Consider the following 19,884-nt stretch of genomic DNA (forward strand, 5'->3'; position numbering starts at 1 on the left):
CCTACTGGCCGCTAGCCATACTGGCTACCTACCCAATCAGGTAGGCTCGCGCCCTGGCGCCGCCAATGCTTTTCATGGCAGTCTTACTGGGGTATAAAAAAGAAGGAACGGCATCAGAAATGGAGATCAGATGCGTACCTGGCTCAATGGTCTTTTGGCGTGGACAAACTCGATAGAATGCGAACACGACCTGTTCACGGGTGTTCAGCGTTACGCCAGAGAAATGGAATTCGAGTGGTTTTCGTTTGGTGTACGCACCTACCTCCCGTTTTCCAATCCTGTCATGCAGATGCGCTGCAACTTCTCGCCAACCTGGCAGCGCCGCTACCACGATGCAAGCTACCTGCAAATCGACCCTTCGGTTCGGCGCGCTTGTGCCAGTCCCTCCCCATTCGTCTGGGATGACGACATGTTCGGTCAAGCCCCCGAGTTCTGGGAAGAGGCCAAGTCCGAGGGTTTGCGCGTTGGCTGGGCGTGCTCACTCACCCACCCTTCACGGCAACAGAGCATGGTAACCCTGGCACGAGGGCACAACCGATTGCAGGCAACGGAGCTCGACGCCAATGAGCTGAAAATGCGCTGGCTGGCCGAATCAATCGCGCCGTGCATGGAGCGGCTACTGGTACCACCCGTCTATCAAGCCTGTCACTACCACCTGACCGCTCGGGAGATAGAGGTACTTCGCTGGACCGCAGACGGTAAAACCCTGGACGAAATTGCGCAGATCCTAGTGATTTCGGTCGATACGGTCAAATTCCATGTGAAGAATGCCATGAACAAACTTGGCACAACGAATAAGACAGCAGCAGTAGTCCGGGCAGCCGTCATGGGCATGATCAGTTGAACCTAGCACTCGAAGGAGCGTTTCCGTGTTTCCAATGAAAATCTGGCTCGTCTATACCACAGCTTGCCTGTTGTTGGTCATATCGCCCGGCCCGGACAACCTACTTGCAATCGGACGTGGGCTCAGCCAAGGGCGCCTGGCCGCGGTTGTCTCCGGATTATCCTCTGGCATGGGTATCGTATTTCATGTCACCGCCGCCTCGCTCGGATTGACCCTGCTCATTCAAACATCAGAATTGGCGTTCTGGGCGGTCAAACTGGTTGGGGGAGCCTATCTGCTCTGGCTTGGAATCAAAGTCTTGCGCTCGCGCAGCCTGATTACCTTTGCACCTGAAGCCCGGCAATCGTTGCGCAGTATCTTTCTCACAGGCTTTCTGTCGGCAGCACTGAACCCCAAACCAGGCCTTTTCGTGCTGGCGTTCGTCCCTCAGTTCATAAACCCGTCACTTGGCTCTGTAACTTTGCAAATGTTGGTGTACGGGCTTTGGTTCGCTCTGCTCACCGCTATCGGTTTTGCCTTAATGGGGATTTTTGCCACTCGGCTTTCAGCGTACCTTCGTCATCGCCCACGCCTTGCCAACGGGCTTAATCTGGGGGCTGGATTGACTTTCATCGTTTCAGGCTTGTCGATAGCAGCTCTGAGCCAGCGATAAGTTACGCGAAATGCATCGTCGAGGAGTGCCAAACCACTGATGGCTGCGTAAAAGGATAGGGGCTTTGCAAGAGGGCTCTGGAGAAGTCAGCAGATTATCAACCGATAGACTTCGTATGCAGCCCTGCAAGCGTCCAAACCTGATGTCGAAACCTACGGCGCTCGCTGTCAGGACTACCGAAAATCCAGTGCATGGCGATGTAAGACTCGATGCCAGCTATGACCACGACGACAACCGCTGAATGGTCAATAAACTGGTCGAAGACATATCCGGGCTGGGCACGAGTGCCTCCAACGCTTGCTCATGAAGATGCAACACGGTCTGCGGGTACCACTCAGAAAAACCCGCCAAGCGCCCAACCAACCATTTCTGCGCAATTTCTGCCGTGACCGCGATATGTAGCTGGGACTGCAACCTAGAGTTCTGCATCTCATCGCAGGTCGCACCGATTAGCTCGAACGCCTGTTGAAGGCTCCTGAGCAGCAGTCGCGCCTGTGTGGTGGGCTGCACATGGCGACCATGCCGCTCAAACAAATCGACACCGAGGTGTTCCTCCAGCTGGCTTCGAGCGTTGGCCTGCGAACCCGCGCCCGGCTTTTCATGTTGTAGCCGAGGCACTTCAGGACAAGGCCTGCGTCGGGCATAGCTTGGGGGTTGATCTCGTCCACTCACGCTGGCCTAGCCAGCGACAACACTGAACCCAGGTGAGCCAGATCATTGCCAGCTGTCTGCGGTTTGATGCCACCGCCTTCAGGGCTCATACGCCAGAGGGCATAGTCCACCAGCACCTGCTGAGAGATGTCGGAGTCGACCACTTCGCCGAGGTAACTGTTCTTGATAGCCAAGAGGGTCTGCCGCTTCGTCTTACCCAGCGGCCGGGCTTTCTCGGCTCCCCCAGGTAGCGATCAATCACGTCCTTGACTGCATGCCCACCACGGTTGGCGCGCTCGATTGCGCCTGGCACTGCCAACTCTGTCTCTCGTCGCTTCGCCCAGGCCTGCGCTGCCTGCTAACGGGCGAAGGTCTGGGCTTCTTGGTAGACTAGGACACCCTTTTCTTGAGGCGGATCTGGACGGTATAGCTTACCGTTCCACCGGCCTTTTTCCTTGTTCTAATCGTTGCCAGGATTTCCGGTGGTACAAGCGAGGCTTGCGGTGGTACTTCGTACCAGCTGTCACACCAAAAACGCCTAACACCCCGAAAAAATGGTACAAAATGCGTAGACCAGAATGCCCCTAGAATCAGCCTCAAAGCCAGAAACCACGCGCCCTGAGCCGTCACGCCGCTTCAGCGTTGCACCGATGATGGATTGGACTGTCTAGCCAGTATCTTCAGGGCCTGTAGCCGTTATCGTGTGTAATCTATGTGCAAGCGCGCATACCCCATCAGTACACTTCATCCCCACCTCCTATCTGGCTGGACTGAGTCTGACTGGACAGATCGGCACATCTGTAGCTTCAGCTCGTGGCACTACCGACTGGCACTGCCCATTTTTCTAGCCTTTTGTAGAGGTGGGATAACAAGAGACATGATATTAGTATTGATGCGAGAGCAAACTAAGAGCTAGGCATGAAGCCATGCAGCCCAATGCCATGACTAGAAACCCCTGCGAACTCAAAAGAGCTAGGGGGCGCATGTTTCACGCACGCCTCCGCCCTAATGCTAATACTGCAATTGGCACAAATAGGATTTAAATTCAAGATGACTTTAATTATCGCGGGCTATCAGCATACTAAATCGTTCGACTACTCCCGATATGGGGATGATGACGACCCTACGTACATCCCCGAAATGGAAGAGGATGGGATTTTTATTGCAGCTGACTCAGCCATCACGAACCATTCTACTGGGCGAACAATTCTAAACGGATTCAGAAAAACACATCAAATTGATGTAAAGCTATGGAAGCCATACTTCATGCCAGACGGGTCTTTCAGAGACTACAAAGAAGTATTTGAGACAAACAATGTGGCGATAAGCTTTGCGGGCAGCACACTGACAGCACAGCATATTATGAATAGCATCACAACCCACCTGCAAAACCTAAGAATTAGCTTCAAGTGGCATGAAATAGATGGAACCATAGTCTATACCGCAATCCGGCATTGCCAACCCAACCCACTGGAAAGCCCAAAGGGACTCTCGTATTGGGATGATGATACGTTTCTAAATAGGGACTTCGAAGGCCTACTCACCGGGGAGTTAATAGCAGACACAATTGAATACTCCATGAATGAGGCGTTGATGTCTGCATCCAAGTACAAGCTGGACATGGATGAATTCAAGGCAATGCATACAGAGATTGTCGCAGGTGTATGGTGTCCTGTAAAAAGACGCCACGAACTATACGTCTATCGAATGGATAGCAAACGAGGAGAAGATGGTGTATTAGTCCCATTCACAGAGAAAACTCTTGTCCCCACTAATGAAGTGGCTGTACTAGGCATGAGAAAAGAATTTGAAGCCAGTGCTAAAGGATGTTTCTCGAACACTCTATCCTCCTTCGTTTCGCCTGCACAACCGATGCTTGAATTCTTGCGCGAATGCATTAGAACTGTTGAGGCTAGCGGCAAGAACGGAATTGCATTCCCAATGTCCATGACAACCTTAGACCACTACAACATTGAAAAAATTGTCTATCAGGCATAAGCTCTAAGAATATCGCCAAATTTTGCTTACCTATCTAGTGAAACCGCAAACCTCATCTGCGGTTTCGCTTTAGACCTCTGCGAAACCCGCACTCACATATTGCGAAACAACACTCACGCACTGTGAAACCGCACTCCCCTCTTGCGACTTCACACACCCTCTTTGCGAAGTTCAGGTATACACAAAAATATTTTCATTTTCTTGTTGAAACACTAGAAGCTCCATCCGCATACTAAGCTTAGATCAGTAGCTAGCCAGTTGTGTCTATGTCAGACAATAAAGCTACTCACATCCCTGCGGGTGTTGCGTTAGAGCAAAGCTCAGATAAAAACAATAAAAAGGTGAGCACAATGGAAGATCAGGTCAAACAGAACAAAGAATCAAGGATCACCATAAGACTGTCAAAGTCCGAATTGGAAATCCTCGAAACCAAGATGACCCAGGCGGGTTACCAAGCTGCGGGAGCGTTTATCCGAGACTTCGTGATCAGCAACAACGTCAAACCAAAAATCAGTGGAGACGTTGTCCAAATCGCACGCGAACTGATGAATTTAGCTTCGATGGTCAATGCTGAATATCCCGGCGACGCACTTCTAGAAAAAGTGAAACACATTGCTCGCATCAACGCCGGAGGTATTCAATGATAGGCAAGATCTTCCCTAAATCTTCGGGTTCATTCAAGAACAGAATCCGGTACATTTTCGGCTGCACGAAGCACGATCACGAGATCACCGGCATCCGCACCATCGACTCAAACTGCACGAGCTCAGATCCCCTCCCCGGCATCCTCGCCGGCGATGAAACTGGCGTCCAGGAAATGATCCAGGAGTTTGACAGCGTGGAGGCCATGCGCCGGATGTCCATTGACTCTGACAAACAGATCAAGCCCGTCTTCCACGCAATGCTATCCCTCCGCCCTGGAGAGTCCCTCAGTGCTTCACAGTGGCGCTCAGCAGTCCAGAAGTACATGAGCGACTTGGGCTTCGACGAGACGAATCAGTACATCGCTGTGATGCACCGTGACAAAGACCACGAGCACGTTCACATCGTTGCCAACAGGATCAGGCTCAACGAGGAGTTCAGCATGGTCAAGGACAGCAACGAACGCTCAGTCAGCCTGACCTCAGTTTCAGAGATTGAAGACCGCTTCGGCCTGCAGAAAGCCCCCAAGCCCAAAGACACCTGGGGCGTCGCGCTCACACACGCGGAAGTAAAGGCCTCGATCCGTGATGGTGAACTCCCACACAAGCACCGAATGATCGCCAAGATCGCGGGCGCCATCGAAGCCACGAACGCCAGGGACGGCGACATGTTCGACTTCGTCCGTGCGCTGAGAAAGCAAAAGGTCTACATCCACCTCACACTGAACGACGAAGGCCAACCGAAAGGCATCAGCTACGAATTTGACGGCAAACATATCTCCGGCAGACAGCTCAAACGCTCGCGTCTTACGTGGCAAAAACTCATCACACAAGAAGGTATTGGATATGATCCGCAAACCATTCATGAACTTCAGAGAGAAATTGCAAGAAGAGATCAGAACGAATATCAGAGAACTGAGCGACTCAGATTCTTCTACCTGCTCTTCGAAACCGGAGCCCAAAGGCCGGTGCACATTAAAGTCAAATCGAACAACTGGCGGCTCGACAGAGACGTCAGGCTAATCCTGGAGGCTTTGGAAACCTTGCTTGGCATCGATCTGACCTTCAAAGGCGCCAACAATAGACCATCAAAATATTATATCGAGTACGTCCCTGGTCAACCCCTATCACTGCCAACCCAAAGGCAACCTGAGTACGAGGTTGGTTCACCACATCCATAGCACGCTTGTTTGCGATTATCGCCATCGTACCCGGCCAATACGTAGCTGGGTACGATTTTAACTTGTCAATCGGCAACGACCACATACACAAACGGCGCATTTGGGGAAGAGAATCACACCACTATTACAAGCGCTTTTAGTGCGTTGCTTAAGTCTCATCTGTCGGTGGCGAGAAGCCTAAGGCGCGCACCGCAGCAAAGGTAATTCGCTTATTATCTTCGACTGTCATATTTAGCCAGTCGGTAAGCTCATTCAAACCAGGCCAAAGCTCGTCAAGAAACTGAGCAACTTTGTCGGTCGCGAATTCGATTGGAATTTTACCGTCCGCATTCGGGACTGTAGATATTTTCTTTACAGTAGTAAGGCACATGGCAATAGCCCTTAAGCCTTTATTTTGATCCCCGGTGTACGCAAAAAATAACAGCTCTGGAACTACTGCTGAGAGTTTTGATGCAAATACACGAACCTCCGAAATCTCATACAACTCACGGGGATCATGATCGTACCCATGAAATGAAATTTCTACTTTCCCCTGACAATGCTCTGCAAGTTCGCGCGTAGATCTAATTCTATCAAAAAATCCTCGAACGTTAGAGAAGTCCAAGGACTCGACATCAACGCGATCAATTGCGAATAAAAAATGATTATGCTTGACAATGATGTCATTCATGAGCCAATAATTTTCTACTTCACCCAAATGATCCGCCGGAGGCGGCAGCAAAGCGGTAATTACTTCTTTAGACGTCTCAAGCTTGTTTTCAAAAGGAATAGTAATCTTCCAGTTTTCACCTGCCTTGGCTGTGGCGCCTGGATCGAAATGAACCCAGTAACAATCATTTGTGTCAGGATCGCAAATCACGATCAAAACAGGTGCTGGATAATTGGCTAGATAGTTGAAGTGCTTTTGTTCGCCACGGAAAACGTAACCCCATTTAGTTTTCTCACTAAAAAAAGAGGCACCATACTTAACTTGTAGCGCGAGCATTTGCCCGGTGACAGCTCCATCTTCAAGTACAACATCTACGTGCGCATCGATCCCGAAATCATGTTCTTGATGATTACGCTTAAATAGCCACTCGAACTCTTCGTTAATTACGCGCGATACTATCTCAACGCCTCGGTCACCCTTCCGAGCAGCTTTACTGTACGTTGGAAATCCTCGTGCCATGCAAATACTCCATCTCAGTCGGGTAGTTTGAACCATACTGCACCAGTCTGAACGCATTATGTGCAAAATTTAGCCTTTTATGAAGCCATGCAAGCTGCGACCCCCACCTGATTTTGAGAAAAAGGATTGCAAATGTAACCTTTAAGGGTGTAATGTCGTCATCAGTGAAGGCAAACGGCTTCCTGCGCGTTAAGATCCCCTCGCCTGCTTAAAGGTCTCAGGGGGAACGGTGACAGAAGATCAATTCAGCGCGCTTGCAGAGCTTCTACGCATGCGCGGTGGTGCAAGCCAAGAAGCCGCGCGCCTGGTGCTCGTTGAGGGTTTGTCTACAACCGAAGCCGCGCGCCGGGTTGGGACGAGTCCGCAAGGGGTCAGTAACGTTTTGGCGTCGTGTCGTCGCGGCTTGGATTTGGCTCGGCGCGCCACCCAGGAGGGGTAGGAATGTTGGGCATGCTTGCTGCGAAACTCAGGTACTGGGCGTACGTTGTGTGGTACGTCGTGCTGATTCCGTACACAGTCACAAAGTACTACCACAGCCTACTTTTCCCGAAGCCGGTGACTCGCGTGCTTCGTGATGCGCGCTTTTGTAGTAACGGGCATATCTCTGGGAGGTCATCGTTGCAAGATGGCACAGTCACTGAAGCCTGTGGTTTTGTGATGGATCTGCGAGTCGAGAAAGGCGATTTAGTGGCGATTCTCGATGGCTACAGGTACGTGATAGCAAATGTAGTGCCTACCAGTGATAGGCATTTGCATGAGACGCTTTGTGACCTTTGGCTTCCTGGGCCTGGAAAGTAATGCATATCTCGTCGATAAAGCTTCAAGACTTTAAGTTTATCGGTGGTGGCATGTATGAAGTCAAATATATGCATAAGAGCCGAAGATTTGCTATCCAGTCCGAATTTGACGGTTTCGTAATTATTGAGAGCGAGCTCTATTTAGTTTGTACAGTATTTGGCCATGCCGAGCTGAGGGAAGTAGAGAGCTTTTCTGCAGATTTCAATATCATCAATCATATAGATGAGCTATATAGCACGCTTATGGGTTTTAGAGCTTTAAGCAATATCGACCAGTAAGAAACTCACACACGAATCAATCAAGGAAACTAGATCATGGACGCGAAACTGTCCAAGGCACTCGGCTGCCTGGCCTTTGCCCTGTCTTCAGTAACAGCCATATCTGTGGCTATGACTGTTTACAGTCTAATCGATGATCCGTTTCTCAAAATCATATTTGCCGGCGCCGCTGTTTTGCTCGACGTTTTTAAATACCTCGCATGGCCTGTAGCTATGCGACTAATCATCGAGCGGTCTTGGGTTGCGGCTACTGGACTGCTGTTTTGTTCATTAACCCTCGGGGCTGTTTCCGGCTGGGCAACGTACGATCGCTTGGTTGGATCGATCAATGCAAGTAAGGCTCTACACGATGCACTGAGCGGCGCGCGCGCCGAACAGCTCACCGCATTGATTAAGAAAGACTCAGATTTCTTGGCAGCTCTGGGCAATGCGGAAAATAAGGCGAACGTGGAGTCAGCAGCCTTGAGAGAGCGGGGAATGATCACAAAAGCACAGGAGCTTGAGTCAGCCGTATTTAATCGGACGGACACACAGCGCCAAGCTGCAATGGATCGGATCAAAGCGAATTCTTATGAGATCTCCGGAATCCAAGCTTCTGTAGTCAAAGCGTCATCCGTTCCTGCACTCTTGGCCGCCATCCTTTGCGCTGGGTTTGCGCTGTCGCTAGAGCTCGTACCTGCATTAATCCTTGCAATTCTTCCGAGACAAAAGCCAGAGGTCGCTCAGATAGAAGAGGCGTCGATCCCATCATCTGTCGTAATAGCAGTGTCGGAGAACGAGCAGAATACTGAATTGGTGTCGAACAACAGTCTTCTAGATGTACTCATGAAGCAGGCTGCAGAATTGCCAATGCATAGCAAGATCAAGGTTAAGGACTTTGCAACTAAAAATCGGATTGGAAATGTTAAAGCTTGCCAAGCGTTTAAAATAGCTGAGGAGCTTGGAGCGATACAAAAAACCAAAACTGGCTGGATAACTGCACAGCCTCACCTCCCCCTGCAATCGGTCTAACCAATCACGCTTGATAAGCAGTGAGTCAGCTCGCGGATGGGCGCCTGCACCCAAGCCTCCTGCGACAGCTCACATAATCGTAGTGGGTGCTTTGGGGGTGTATTCAACGCTTTGCCAAGCTATTATTATGCACATCGTCGATGCATGGCCAGCTTCGCGCTATGTCTACATCAACAGTTAATTCAGCCCATAGACAAGATTTTAAAAAGGAATTCAATGCAGAGCCTAAAGGAAATATTCAGCAAAGTAATGGATATAGACCCTTCTAGATTAAGCAATACAGACCTGCTGAACCTGATAATATCCACGTCATCACTAGCAGTTGCTGTACTTTCATTCGCAGTAGCCATGATCGCGCTAATCTACACAGGCTACCAATTCCTTCTAAAGAAAGGGACAAGTTTCTATGGGATATTCGGAACATCGGCCAGCGTATGGAGCAAACAAAGGTACGTATCAGACATAATCATTGAAAACAAAAAAGATAAATCTGCCACAATCAGTTATATATACTTAAGGATTGGAAGCAACATACATCTAGAACTTGTCAACTACGAAATGTCTCCGCGAGTCATAGCACCTTTTGAAACCATAAAAATTGACTTAAGAAAAGGTGTTTCTGGCTATATCTCATCCACATACAAAGTCGACATAGACTCACTTCTTGCCAATAGAAAAATTCGTAAAACCCTTTTAGTAGTTACACCTCAGGGTGTATCAAAAGTAAAAAAATACAAGAAATTTTGGAATATTTATGTAGAATCACTGAGAAACAATTTCATCATCCCGGTACATCCAGTAAGAAAGTATCACAAAGGTAAAGAATATAGCGACGCTCTCCAATTTGTGGCTACCACCAAGAACAGCGAAGGCTTAACCCAAGAGAGTTTCCTATACCGTGGCAACACCTATACAATCAACGACAAAACCGTAATTGTTGATAACTTCACATGTGAAAATGAACTAGAGGAATTCCTTAGACCTCCAGAAGGCTCAACCACGGTCACGGTAGAGCGCGTGGGATACACATATGGAGATTATGCGGACTATCCATCCCGTGATGTATTTCACAGTGGGCCAGTCGGAACTCACATAATTGGAAAAGGATACACGAAAATATCCAGCTGGGCTTTCAGATTAAAAAACAAGATAAAGGCTTTTAAGAACAGATGATGATTTAAAACTTCTGCTCTCGGATTTTACTATACTCGCTGGTGCGCCCCCACCTACATCATTCCGCCAAAGCCGCTGCGGAGGGGGATTGCACACAGCGGTCAACATCAACGCGTACTGACAATAACTACAGTAGTCGAATACGGAAACCCAACTTTATTGGTAGACACTTCAAACGTTAGGTTGGAGAACCAAGCCCCATCATTCAGCGCCTGCTCGTCATCGAACACCCATGATTCCCCATCAAGACCCGCAACCTCCTTGACAACCACTCCACCAGATTTAATAACAATCCTAGTCAACGCAGAGCCGTAGCTAACATCATCCCCATCAAACACCACAGCCGGCACAGCCCCATCCCTCCTCCGCCAAGTGACCGTAGCCGGCCCAGTGATGAACCCGCCTTCCTGCCCATTAACCCTTACGCAGCCAGGCGTCCACGGCTCATCATTCCGCGCGCCGACCACAAACGACCTCTGCGCCGCCTCATCGAAATCCTGCCGGCCAGTCTGCGTGCCAACCAGCATCTTCAGCGCGACGGTCTCACCAACGGCATACTGCCAGGGTGTAACAGCAAAGCCCTCGCTCACAGCCCACACCCGCGCGCCAACCGGGTGATCGACAGGCTTTGTGTTAAACAGCCCTCGATTGACAGTCCCAACAGTTGCCGAGCCTGAGCCGTACCCGGAAACTGACTCGTAAGACATCCACTCAACGCCGGCCACGCTGGAAACCAGCAGTAACCCGAGTCCCCTCCTCACTTCCTCCGACGAATAGCTATCCAGTTCACCGACATCCCCTCCCAGCTCAACAGCGCTCTCAACAAACCGGTTTGCTATCAAAGCACTGCCGAGGAAGCAGAGTGGAGTGAACTGCTGCGGCCCAGCGTCTACCCAAGATCCCTCGCTACTGCCCTTGACCTGCAGACGGTAGTCCAGGCCTGCCCCCGGTTTTTCGGCTAGGACGAGGATGCTTCGAGTAGTCTGCTGCGGGGTGAGAATTGTTGGGGCTTCGATGATGTCGTAGCGCGTGACGTCGACCGGATCGAACAATGGTTTCTGCCATTGGGCTTCGTTTCCAGCGGTGTAGAAACTCTCAAAAACGCCGAAAACGTCCTGGATTAGCGTGAGCCTTACCGCGCCATCCGTGGGTGCTCCGAGGTCGACAGCAGTGACGCGCATGACGATTTTTTCGATTTTTTGGGCCGGCCACGTGAGCTGCACAACATCCCCCACCTCTGCGTCGGCCATTGAGCGATGACATTCGGCAACACACGACGCGAGCGGGACAGAAATTGCGGAAATCTCCCGCTGAGCAATTTTCGCGGCGGTTTCCCGTGTAGAAACCATCGGCATTGAAATGGTCTGGCCGTCCGAATCACCCTTATGAATGCGTAGCCCGCTGTTCTGGGCGATCACCGTGCGCTCGGTGTAGTCATCGTTTCGGCTGACGTACTTGAGCTTCACTTCGTTGATCGCTGTGTCGAGTGAGCCTCGGCTGAAATCCGATAGCGATTTGATGTTCCAGGGGCCGATCTCCGGGATGTCATCGAAGTCGTAGTCGTTGCGAATGAGCCTGAGCTTTAGCGCCCCCGTCTCTGGGTCGGTGTTGAGTGAGCCTTGAATGATCTTTTTGATGTCTTCGATCACGTCAGCAGCTGTGCGCGCGGAGTCAATGACGCACGAGATGCCGAGGCCTTCGTCGTGCAGTGTTTTAGCGGCGGCTACGAAAGAGTCGACGTCGACCGTGGTAAATCCGATGTCCGCGCCGAAAGTCGGGTGCGTGATGATTTCGTGTAGGAAATACGCTGGATTTGCGTCCAGTCCGATGCGCTCGTACAGCTGCGACTCGGGGGCCGCGGATGGTGATTTTGGGAAGCGCGAGCAAACGAAGCTAACGGCTTCGGGTGTCGAGGTGTTGCCGATGTACATACCCTCGAGCACCGCATACGCAACACCACGAATCGGGGATACGACGTCAGCGCCGAGCAGACCAACCAGATATGCGTTCGCGGTTTGGACTAGAGATCCGCCGTAGAAGCGCAGAGTGCCAGAAACCCCACCCGTGCCATCTTCATCCCCACCAAACAGCGAGGGCTTATTGATCTGAATAGCGCCGCCCGTTGACTCACCGCTCCAGGCCACGTGATCGCCAAACTTAACCTCTCTCAAGACAACGTCAGGGCCATGGCATATGCCGAGCTGTATACCCATGCGATACCTGTATCCAGTCGTTGTTTTCGTCGTGGAGAAGAGACCTTTCACTTTCTTAACGATCTTTGATGTCCCCAAGTCGCCATACCAAACTACGTTGGGCCCGCTCAGTCGCCTGGTGCCAGCGAGGATCTGTACTGGACGTTCAGCTGCTGATGGAAAGCTAAAGTCTTCAAGCCCGGCAGCAGAAGGCGAAGGAACCTTCGGCTTAAAAACCACCATGCTGATAATTGCTAGCAGCAGCGTTACAGCCATCAACCACATGAAATCACACCTTCTATTATAATTATTAGGCTTGGAAAGGATTGTCGGTCGGGATCGTCAGAAACCCCAAGAAATTGTCAAAGTTTCCGAAAGACTGACACGCAGCAGCAGATCGATCACACCCTTTCGCAACTTGTACAACATCCCCAACCGACAAGCCGTCAATCGGCGACATCAACTCAAAGAAATTACCGTCCACAGAATTGACTTGCCTGAAGTCAGATCCATCTGTTGACAGCAAACCAGCTTTGTAGTATTCGGCTTCGTGTGCTCTGTTAGTTAGTTCAATTGTATAGCCGCTGTTTGAGATTGACTCGACAATTGTTTCTTCTTGCCAGTCTTGAAGTTCAAGTGAGCAGCGCTGGTCGTACAAATGATGGTTGCACTGACTTTGATATCCTGTGCGCATGATCTGCCGGCGCAACAGAGCTGTTGCAGGGCAGCAATCCAGAGTTGCGATTGAATTATTCCAGGTCACTCCGACCACTTCACCGGAGAAAATACTCATGAACTGTGTCTTTGCGTCGCGCTGAGTTCGGAATATTTTCAGTGTTACATGGTTGGAGGGTAGCGTGGAGCGAAAGAGTAGCGGGACAGGCGAATCACCTGGAAGCTCTACAGATAATCGGTTCTTGTAGTCTTCATTAGTACGCTGGAGCTTGCCGCGCCGCAGTGCCAGGGGATTGTAGACCAGGCCGTCGACGTGCATGTGGGCTTTGCTGCCGCTGGTATATGCGTACTTACTCTCCCCGTGTTCGAAAAGATAGAGCTCAATCGGACGGGAAAGAGAGAGAGCGGCTTCAATTGTCTGTAGTGTCAGCATGCAAAAGTTGTCTTATTGTTTTTGTTATTGTGCTGTCTTGCGTCGTGTCAAACACGTATCTAAAGTCGTCAGACTCGAATCGACACAAGTACAAAGGCTTGATCGAATCTACGTCTTCGATTTTGATGTCGCTGAGCGGCTTGTCGAGAGTTATCTCTTCAAAACCGCTTATGGACTTCGCACTGACTAGAGATCGCTTGATCGTAGCTCCATTATACAGATGAATAGCTATCGCTGGAGGAAATGACTTTGATTTATCAAGCCTGCTGTAACCAACAGGTTTTATTTTTAGTTTGTACGTCTCGTCGTAAATATCTTCGGAAATTTCCATGGCGATAGAGGCAGACTGCATCCAGAATTCACCTTGGGCCCCGTTCTGCAGCTCCGCGAAGTCTTCAAAGTTTTGGCGCTCCTTTTCTGAAAAGAACCTGAAGCTGTGACTGAATATGCGAACAGCGCCTGGTGTGCGTTCGTAGATGCTCCGCGCGCCAATGGTTGGATCGAAGTGCTCGCGTAGTCTCTGATACTGTACAGTTATGTCAGTTGAGCGATCAGGTCGGAACGGTATTAAATGCTTTCCTTTGTATCTCTCGAAACTATCGACTGGGGTCGGCTTACTGAACATCGTTTCGTCAAGATCGAAAGTAATGCCATGGCTTGCTAGCGAGTCCGTTTTGACATCTGCGCTGCTTTCATCAGAGCTATATCCTGCGCGAACCGGCACAACCCGAGAGCCAATCTTAAAGTTTTTCTGAGCCAAATTAGATAAGACCACCTGCCCTTCGGCGAAGGACTCGACACCAACAAATTCTGAATCAACGCCATCAGTGATCATCACCGTATTGGAGCATTCTATGTATCTATTAGTTTCGAGATTGATAGTCCGATCACCAGGAACAACATCGTTTGTCAGCTCGGAGGCCTGTGGCCACACCGGAACTAATAATTGCCCGCCGAAGTTCCCATACTTCACATCAAACTCAATGAGCGCACTATCATCAAGCAGATACTGATAAGTGAGTAAAACTCGCGGCTGATCTCTCAAAGCTATACGCTGTTCAGTGCCGTCAAAGCTTTCGAGGACTTCAGTCAAGTACTGCACATTCATTTCTGGCTGAGTCGACCAATCGATTCCATCTGCAATTATAGTAGCCATGGTCGCGGTCAAACGAAACGGGAAAACGCCACGCGAGCCGAAGTCGAAACCAGCCTCGTAGGCTATGAGCCCGCCCCCACTTTGACTCAGAAAAACTCGGTACTCAGTCGATGCAAAGCTTGGCAGCACGCCAGATTTAGCCCCGTCAAGTACGAGGCCATTTCCCCCTGACTCGTTCACTCCGGTAAGAAGTTGATCTGCAGTAAAAGAATGCCAAAGCTCAAAGTCGAACACATCTGACGGCCCAACGATACCAGCTTCGATCACTGCCGGAGTCAAAAAGACATTATCAAAGAAAAAATCGCCAAAGCTTTTAGAAATCTGATTCATTGTTAATCCAAAAGGACAGCCAGCCCGAGGTTGTAATGCGGGGCATTTCGATTAAGTGGGTACTCTTTCTTGAACTGCGGAAAAACCATGAACTTAGAACTACCGATCTCATACGTCTGCCCAGGTTCTAAAACATCAAGAGACACATAAAAGAGATCAGCGAACTGACTATACGGCGAATACATTCCAACATGCGAAGTAAACAAATCCACCGGTATAAGCCCGCTATACCCACCAGATAAACTAGAGGATCTAACTACCGACCCAACACTACCAAACGACGAGTTTCCGGCATGCATGTGCGGTAGCCCGTAAACAGCACCACGCGAAGTAGTCGATAGCGTGCCAACAGTTCTCTCGCCCCGGTCAAACCCAGTGAACTCCGAACTTTTCAGATACAGGCCAAAAAAATTACTAGCGTTAGCAAATATCGATTCACGGTTAGTCGCTTCGTACGCATTTGTAGACGCCACAAACTGCCCGCCAGTACCCCCAACAAAAACCGGAAGTTCTCCGAAAGCCAAGCACGAATACTGATCAGACTCGTAGTTAGTAATCACCAAAACATAATCAGCAGAAGTGAAGATGTGGCAAACACCTTTATTACCACTTTCCAAATAGCACTTGGGCGAAAACTGAAAACCTGGCTGAGAAGAATATCCAACACTGCCATCAAATCCAGTCTTTAAATTTATGATTACGCCCTGCTGCCCATGCCCACGCTCCGCGTAGTAATCAACGTACGGATCATAAGCCCCAAGACTCCTAAGCCCAAAATGCAAACCACCCTTTGATATATGCAGCTGCTTGCCAATGCGCGGATCGGGCATATCCGCATATTTATGCTCAGTCCACCCCTCCGCTTTCAGCCGCTGGTTAATAATAGCGACCAAGTCTTCAGCGGACGAGTAAGCCGATGTGTAATATCTCATGAGAGCCTCAGCGCATAAGTTTCCGATACTTTAGAAACATTTGGAACGACCAGATAATCAACACCATCAACTTCAATCACACTACCAGCCGCCCGCCCTTGGGAAACCGCGAACACACCGTCCAAATAGCCAAGCCACTTACCGTCATCAGCATTCAACGCATCAGCTGCATCAACACGACCAGAACTACACACTAACGCCTGGTACAACATCGCCGACCCGTCCAACTTGCTCCCCAGCTTTTGGAATTTGCCATCAAACGGCCAGACATAGGAGTAGGCATACGAATACGGAAAACTGTAGAAAGAAGACGTGCCGCCAGCATTACCGCCAACTTTCTGCCACTGGCCGTCAGGTAGAACGACCTTCGGACAATAAGAGTCTCCACCAGAAAAGAAAGGATAAGCAGACTCATAAGTCGCATTACCGATCTGACCAGAGCCGCCGATGAAACACGGAAACGGATAAGTCTTATTAGTACCAAATGGCAACATCAGCCCAGCATAAAATGAATGCCACACATCGCCAGACTTAATAACAGCAGCAACACGCCGCGAGCTTACAAGCGTCCAAACCTCAACAGCGCCTGCAGGAACCCTGAAGCGAGGCAGAAACGGAGAGTACGCAGTATTGTATCCGGCAGCCTGCTGCTTAGCCGAAACAGCAGGCTCATATTCTTGGAACGCTTGTATTTCACACACATCCCCGGCGACTATAAATGCTATATAGCCCTGTGCATGCGGCAGTCTAAATACAATCTCGCTGTCGCTACTTTTGACAGCAACCCAGTTATTTGATGGCAAAATGGAAACGGCAAGAGCCGACAGGTAGTCAGCTCCAGATGCATGAGTAGAGTGAACGAAAGCCATATTGTTATTCTTGTTAGCTTTTATTCACTCATCTTAACATATAAGACTTACAAGTTTTTGATCTCTCCGCGATTTGCCCTGAGGTGATTCATAACCATTCTTTCGCCCTCAGGGCCCTCGAGCGCGCTTGCGAGGCTTGGTCTATCAAGTACGTTGTTGATGGTGATTCTTGGACTTTGATCAACCGCAGCGCTTTTAAGCTTGTGACGATTTTTCGGGTGATACGGATCGTTTGCAGTAAGCATGTACTCGCCCTGTTCTGCAATGATCGGGACTTCACCGGGCTTCAAACCGATTTGACCACCCGTGCTATAACTTTGCGCGCCGGCAAAAAGACTCAATGGAACACTCCGACTGCGGCCCGAACTACCAATCCCTCCGCCATCATGTTTTACTCCAGCCCCGATCATACTCATCAGTGAGCTGGCTCCAGAACTAGCACCGCCGGTATATGCGTTGAGCATCGTCTGCACTGCGAGCTGAATCAAAAGCTTTGCAATGATCTTAGAGACCTCGGTCAGCACGCCCTGTGCGAAGTCCGAGAACGCCTCTTTTGCTGATTTCGTGCCCGAGATGAAGTCTGTGAATAAGCCTTCGAGCCCGCCTTGCAGGCTGTCCGAGACGGTGTCAGTCAGGGTGGACAGATCAAAAACTTCGGCCCGCGCGGCCTTCGCGGCATCCTTAACTTTCTCAAGGTCGGCTGAGTTACCCGTAACCTCAGCAGCCTTTGTGCCCCGCTCCTCCAGCCTATTCGCCTGGTCGAGGTAATCCAGGGGGGAGATCTGATGCTTTTCAAGCCTTGACTTCAAAGTCGCGTACTGACGCTCGATCTCTTGCAGTTCAGCTTGTGCTTTCTTCGCGCTGATCAGCTTCTGAATAGCTGTTGAGTCGTCGCCTAAGGACTCCATGTTTTTGATCGTGTCTTTGAAATCAGCTTCGATCTTCCTGATGTCAGCGCTGAACTGGTCACCGCCGATAGCCAGCAGCTCGATCTCCGCGTCGTCTTTGATCTGCTGCAGTTGCTGCTTGATCACGCCAAGCTCAGCTGCACGCTCAGCTCTGAGCAGCGAGGCCTGGTTGATCAGCTCTGCACCAATCGTAGCTTGATCGGCACGCTTGCTAGTGATGTCAGCTTCGAGTTGGCTGATCGTCGCCAAGATGCCAGGCCGGTCGTTCAGGTTCTGAGTGACACCCAGGAGCTTTTGCTGGCCCGCGAGACTCCCCCGGAGCGCTTTGATGTCGAGATCGAGTGACCGCCTTTTTTGCTCGCTGAGCTTTTTAGCGGCTTCCATCTCGATCCGGAATTTTTCGTCAGCCACCTGGACTGCCGACAAATTCTCTAGCCGCGCGCGCTCTAGCAGTGCTGATAGCTCAATCTGCTTTTTCGTCTCAAGCTTCGAGATTGTTATATCGATTTCTTTTTTAGCGAGATCTGCCTGTAACTTTGCTTGAGTTGCTGCAATAGCTGCCGATGCTTCTACGTTTTTAGTCTGAAGTTTCGCAATATTCTTTTGATTGGACTTATCCCGCCGTGCATCCAACTCTTTTTGAGTCGCATCTTCATTCTTGACGATTTGCGTCTTGAATTTATTTAGTAGCTCATCTGCCGCTTTTTGATCAGCATCGCTATTTAGAATGTTGAAGTTTTCTTTACCGACCTCGTGAAGCTTTTTCCTGAGGCCTTCAACAGCCTCAATAACCGGTTCAATCTGTTCACGCTTCGCTACTACAATCGGCTTTCTCGAACTAGCCTGAAGAGCGAGCACTTTCTTTTGAAAGCGATCCATCTTCTCAGACGCGCCGGTCATGTTAAACGCGTCGGCGAAGTTCTTGATCGGCTGTACAACCTGAGTATTGAACAAGCCAACAATGACTGAGAACCCTGCACGGAAGATATTCGTCATTCCATTCGCAGTTTTAACGAAGCCTTCATCAATCGTCGTCAGCCCGCGAATAAATAACTCGACTACGAATAGAAAACCTTCACCCAAAAAACTAAACACAACGTCAAATGTGTCTTTTATCTTCCCGGCAAATACCACGCCACCAAGAATCCCAGCAAAAACATCTGCAAACTTATCACCAATGCTTTTGACTGGCTTCTCGATATCAGAAGACATACCAACAATGGCTTCAGTGATTAGTTGCACGGCAGCAGTAATCTGCGGAGACAGTTCCGCGAAAACCTTACTAAAAGCAGTACTACCAACATTTCCTAGTTGCGAAAATGCTTTGCCCAGTTGCGAAACGGCAATAGTCTCAGTGTCGCTAAGCGTTAGATTAAAGCGCTTGGCTTCTTCCATGAGCCTCTTAAATTCACCACCACCATCCCGCAATACTGGCAGCAAATTACGAAGCGGGTCAGAACCTATTTGATCCAGGAAAGTAAACGCGGAGTTATCTGACATGCCTTTCAGGCTTTCAGATATTTTCTCCAACTGCTCCAATGGATTTAGCTTGTTGAACTTCTCAACATCGACATTAAGCACTTCAAAGAAGTCGACAGCACCACCTGAGCCAATGGAGCTGAATTCCTCTACTTTAATGCGCACCTCATCCAGCGCGTCAATCAATTGATCCGGAGAAACGTTAGCTCCGTTGAACGCCGCATACTGAGCCGCCGTTAAATCTTGCATCGAGACTCCCAGCCTCTTAGCCGCAAAATCCAGCTCAGTTAAGTTGTGGACAGTCTCTTTGATAGCAACTGCGCCCGCGAAAGACGCGACAAGTGCGGTTACTTTAGCGGCGGTGCTTGTGAGAACACTCGACGCCTGGTCTTTAGCTTTTAAGACTAAATTAATTACAGCACTGGCAGCCATATTATTTTTATTCTCCGGCCAATTTAGTCATCAAATCATTAAAAGGCTTAACATCGCCAGACACGCAAGAAATGCGACTTAGA

The 19,884-nt window shown here is 49.8% G+C and carries 15 protein-coding genes and 1 pseudogene; 8 read left to right on the plus strand and 8 right to left on the minus strand.

Features of this window, described 5'->3' with window-relative positions:
* Nucleotides 1-130: 130 nt before the first annotated feature.
* Nucleotides 131-844 carry an autoinducer binding domain-containing protein gene (locus tag JOY50_RS13155; protein ID WP_138737217.1) on the plus strand — a complete coding sequence of 238 codons (714 nt, stop codon included), beginning with the start codon at nucleotides 131-133 and terminating at the stop codon, nucleotides 842-844.
* Nucleotides 845-869: 25 nt separating this feature from the next.
* The gene (locus JOY50_RS13160; RefSeq protein WP_138737216.1) at nucleotides 870-1,496 is read left to right on the plus strand and encodes a LysE family translocator; all 627 of its coding nucleotides are present in this window, start codon (nucleotides 870-872) and stop codon (nucleotides 1,494-1,496) included.
* 563 nt (nucleotides 1,497-2,059) lie between these two features.
* Here JOY50_RS13160 and JOY50_RS13165 read toward each other — a convergent pair.
* Nucleotides 2,060-2,621: pseudogene (locus JOY50_RS13165) on the minus strand (site-specific integrase); the annotation flags it as partial.
* 576 nt (nucleotides 2,622-3,197) lie between these two features.
* Between JOY50_RS13165 and JOY50_RS13170 the strand changes: the two are divergent.
* From JOY50_RS13170 to JOY50_RS13180, 3 genes are all read left to right on the plus strand, one after another.
* The gene (locus tag JOY50_RS13170) at nucleotides 3,198-4,145 is read left to right on the plus strand and encodes a hypothetical protein (protein ID WP_243055340.1); all 948 of its coding nucleotides are present in this window, start codon (nucleotides 3,198-3,200) and stop codon (nucleotides 4,143-4,145) included.
* Between the two features lie 350 nt (nucleotides 4,146-4,495).
* Nucleotides 4,496-4,789, plus strand: a complete 294-nt coding sequence (locus tag JOY50_RS13175) for a plasmid mobilization protein (protein ID WP_243055341.1) — start codon at nucleotides 4,496-4,498, stop codon at nucleotides 4,787-4,789.
* Nucleotides 4,786-5,967, plus strand: a complete 1,182-nt coding sequence (locus tag JOY50_RS13180) for a relaxase/mobilization nuclease domain-containing protein (protein ID WP_243055342.1) — start codon at nucleotides 4,786-4,788, stop codon at nucleotides 5,965-5,967. Before JOY50_RS13175 ends, JOY50_RS13180 begins: the two co-directional genes overlap by 4 nt.
* A 148-nt stretch (nucleotides 5,968-6,115) precedes the next feature.
* On the opposite strand, the gene JOY50_RS13185 is transcribed toward JOY50_RS13180, so the two are convergent.
* Nucleotides 6,116-7,135 (minus strand): DUF4365 and DUF1817 domain-containing protein, encoded by a 1,020-nt coding sequence (locus JOY50_RS13185; RefSeq protein ID WP_243055343.1) that lies wholly within the window; start codon nucleotides 7,133-7,135, stop codon nucleotides 6,116-6,118.
* A 797-nt stretch (nucleotides 7,136-7,932) separates the two neighbouring features.
* Here JOY50_RS13185 and JOY50_RS13190 point away from each other — a divergent pair.
* From JOY50_RS13190 to JOY50_RS13200, 3 genes are all read left to right on the plus strand, one after another.
* A complete protein-coding gene (locus tag JOY50_RS13190) occupies nucleotides 7,933-8,211 on the plus strand; it encodes a hypothetical protein (RefSeq protein WP_243055344.1) in 279 nt (92 codons plus the stop codon).
* Between the two features lie 36 nt (nucleotides 8,212-8,247).
* A complete protein-coding gene (locus JOY50_RS13195) occupies nucleotides 8,248-9,222 on the plus strand; it encodes a hypothetical protein (RefSeq protein ID WP_243055345.1) in 975 nt (324 codons plus the stop codon).
* Nucleotides 9,223-9,438: 216 nt separating this feature from the next.
* Nucleotides 9,439-10,395 (plus strand): hypothetical protein, encoded by a 957-nt coding sequence (locus JOY50_RS13200; RefSeq protein WP_243055346.1) that lies wholly within the window; start codon nucleotides 9,439-9,441, stop codon nucleotides 10,393-10,395.
* A 107-nt stretch (nucleotides 10,396-10,502) separates the two neighbouring features.
* Here the strand turns inward: JOY50_RS13200 and JOY50_RS13205 are convergent, their stop codons facing one another.
* From JOY50_RS13205 to JOY50_RS13230, 6 genes are read right to left on the minus strand one after another with little or no spacing between them, the layout of a single operon-like run.
* Nucleotides 10,503-12,872 (minus strand): phage tail protein, encoded by a 2,370-nt coding sequence (locus tag JOY50_RS13205; protein ID WP_243055347.1) that lies wholly within the window; start codon nucleotides 12,870-12,872, stop codon nucleotides 10,503-10,505.
* A 25-nt stretch (nucleotides 12,873-12,897) separates the two neighbouring features.
* Nucleotides 12,898-13,695: a phage BR0599 family protein gene (locus JOY50_RS13210; protein ID WP_243055348.1), complete on the minus strand. Its 798-nt coding sequence runs from the start codon at nucleotides 13,693-13,695 to the stop codon at nucleotides 12,898-12,900.
* Complete coding sequence (locus tag JOY50_RS13215) at nucleotides 13,673-15,181, minus strand: hypothetical protein (protein ID WP_243055349.1); 1,509 nt, start codon at nucleotides 15,179-15,181, stop codon at nucleotides 13,673-13,675. The genes JOY50_RS13210 and JOY50_RS13215 overlap by 23 nt, the downstream gene beginning before the upstream one ends.
* Before the next feature lie 2 nt (nucleotides 15,182-15,183).
* On the minus strand, nucleotides 15,184-16,113 hold the full coding sequence (locus JOY50_RS13220) for a hypothetical protein (RefSeq protein WP_243055350.1): 930 nt from the start codon (nucleotides 16,111-16,113) through the stop codon (nucleotides 15,184-15,186).
* Nucleotides 16,110-16,982 carry a hypothetical protein gene (locus JOY50_RS13225; protein ID WP_243055351.1) on the minus strand — a complete coding sequence of 291 codons (873 nt, stop codon included), beginning with the start codon at nucleotides 16,980-16,982 and terminating at the stop codon, nucleotides 16,110-16,112. Before JOY50_RS13225 ends, JOY50_RS13220 begins: the two co-directional genes overlap by 4 nt.
* A 47-nt stretch (nucleotides 16,983-17,029) precedes the next feature.
* Nucleotides 17,030-19,801: a phage tail tape measure protein gene (locus JOY50_RS13230; RefSeq protein ID WP_243055352.1), complete on the minus strand. Its 2,772-nt coding sequence runs from the start codon at nucleotides 19,799-19,801 to the stop codon at nucleotides 17,030-17,032.
* Nucleotides 19,802-19,884: the final 83 nt, after the last annotated feature.

This window comes from Pseudomonas sp. BP01, from assembly GCF_022760795.1.
Lineage (GTDB): Bacteria > Pseudomonadota > Gammaproteobacteria > Pseudomonadales > Pseudomonadaceae > Aquipseudomonas > Aquipseudomonas putida_Q.

Bases quoted from the DNA above. Each gene is read 5' to 3' on its own strand.
- JOY50_RS13155 (WP_138737217.1), top strand. From the start codon at position 131: ATGCGTACCTGGCTCAATGGTCTTTTGGCGTGGACAAACTCGATAGAA.
- JOY50_RS13170 (WP_243055340.1), top strand. From the start codon at position 3,198: ATGACTTTAATTATCGCGGGCTATCAGCATACTAAATCGTTCGACTAC.
- JOY50_RS13175 (WP_243055341.1), top strand. From the start codon at position 4,496: ATGGAAGATCAGGTCAAACAGAACAAAGAATCAAGGATCACCATAAGA.
- JOY50_RS13180 (WP_243055342.1), top strand. From the start codon at position 4,786: ATGATAGGCAAGATCTTCCCTAAATCTTCGGGTTCATTCAAGAACAGA.
- JOY50_RS13185 (WP_243055343.1), bottom strand. From the start codon at position 7,135: ATGGCACGAGGATTTCCAACGTACAGTAAAGCTGCTCGGAAGGGTGAC.
- JOY50_RS13190 (WP_243055344.1), top strand. From the start codon at position 7,933: ATGCATATCTCGTCGATAAAGCTTCAAGACTTTAAGTTTATCGGTGGT.
- JOY50_RS13195 (WP_243055345.1), top strand. From the start codon at position 8,248: ATGGACGCGAAACTGTCCAAGGCACTCGGCTGCCTGGCCTTTGCCCTG.
- JOY50_RS13200 (WP_243055346.1), top strand. From the start codon at position 9,439: ATGCAGAGCCTAAAGGAAATATTCAGCAAAGTAATGGATATAGACCCT.
- JOY50_RS13205 (WP_243055347.1), bottom strand. From the start codon at position 12,872: ATGTGGTTGATGGCTGTAACGCTGCTGCTAGCAATTATCAGCATGGTG.
- JOY50_RS13210 (WP_243055348.1), bottom strand. From the start codon at position 13,695: ATGCTGACACTACAGACAATTGAAGCCGCTCTCTCTCTTTCCCGTCCG.
- JOY50_RS13215 (WP_243055349.1), bottom strand. From the start codon at position 15,181: ATGAATCAGATTTCTAAAAGCTTTGGCGATTTTTTCTTTGATAATGTC.
- JOY50_RS13220 (WP_243055350.1), bottom strand. From the start codon at position 16,113: ATGAGATATTACACATCGGCTTACTCGTCCGCTGAAGACTTGGTCGCT.
- JOY50_RS13225 (WP_243055351.1), bottom strand. From the start codon at position 16,982: ATGGCTTTCGTTCACTCTACTCATGCATCTGGAGCTGACTACCTGTCG.
- JOY50_RS13230 (WP_243055352.1), bottom strand. From the start codon at position 19,801: ATGGCTGCCAGTGCTGTAATTAATTTAGTCTTAAAAGCTAAAGACCAG.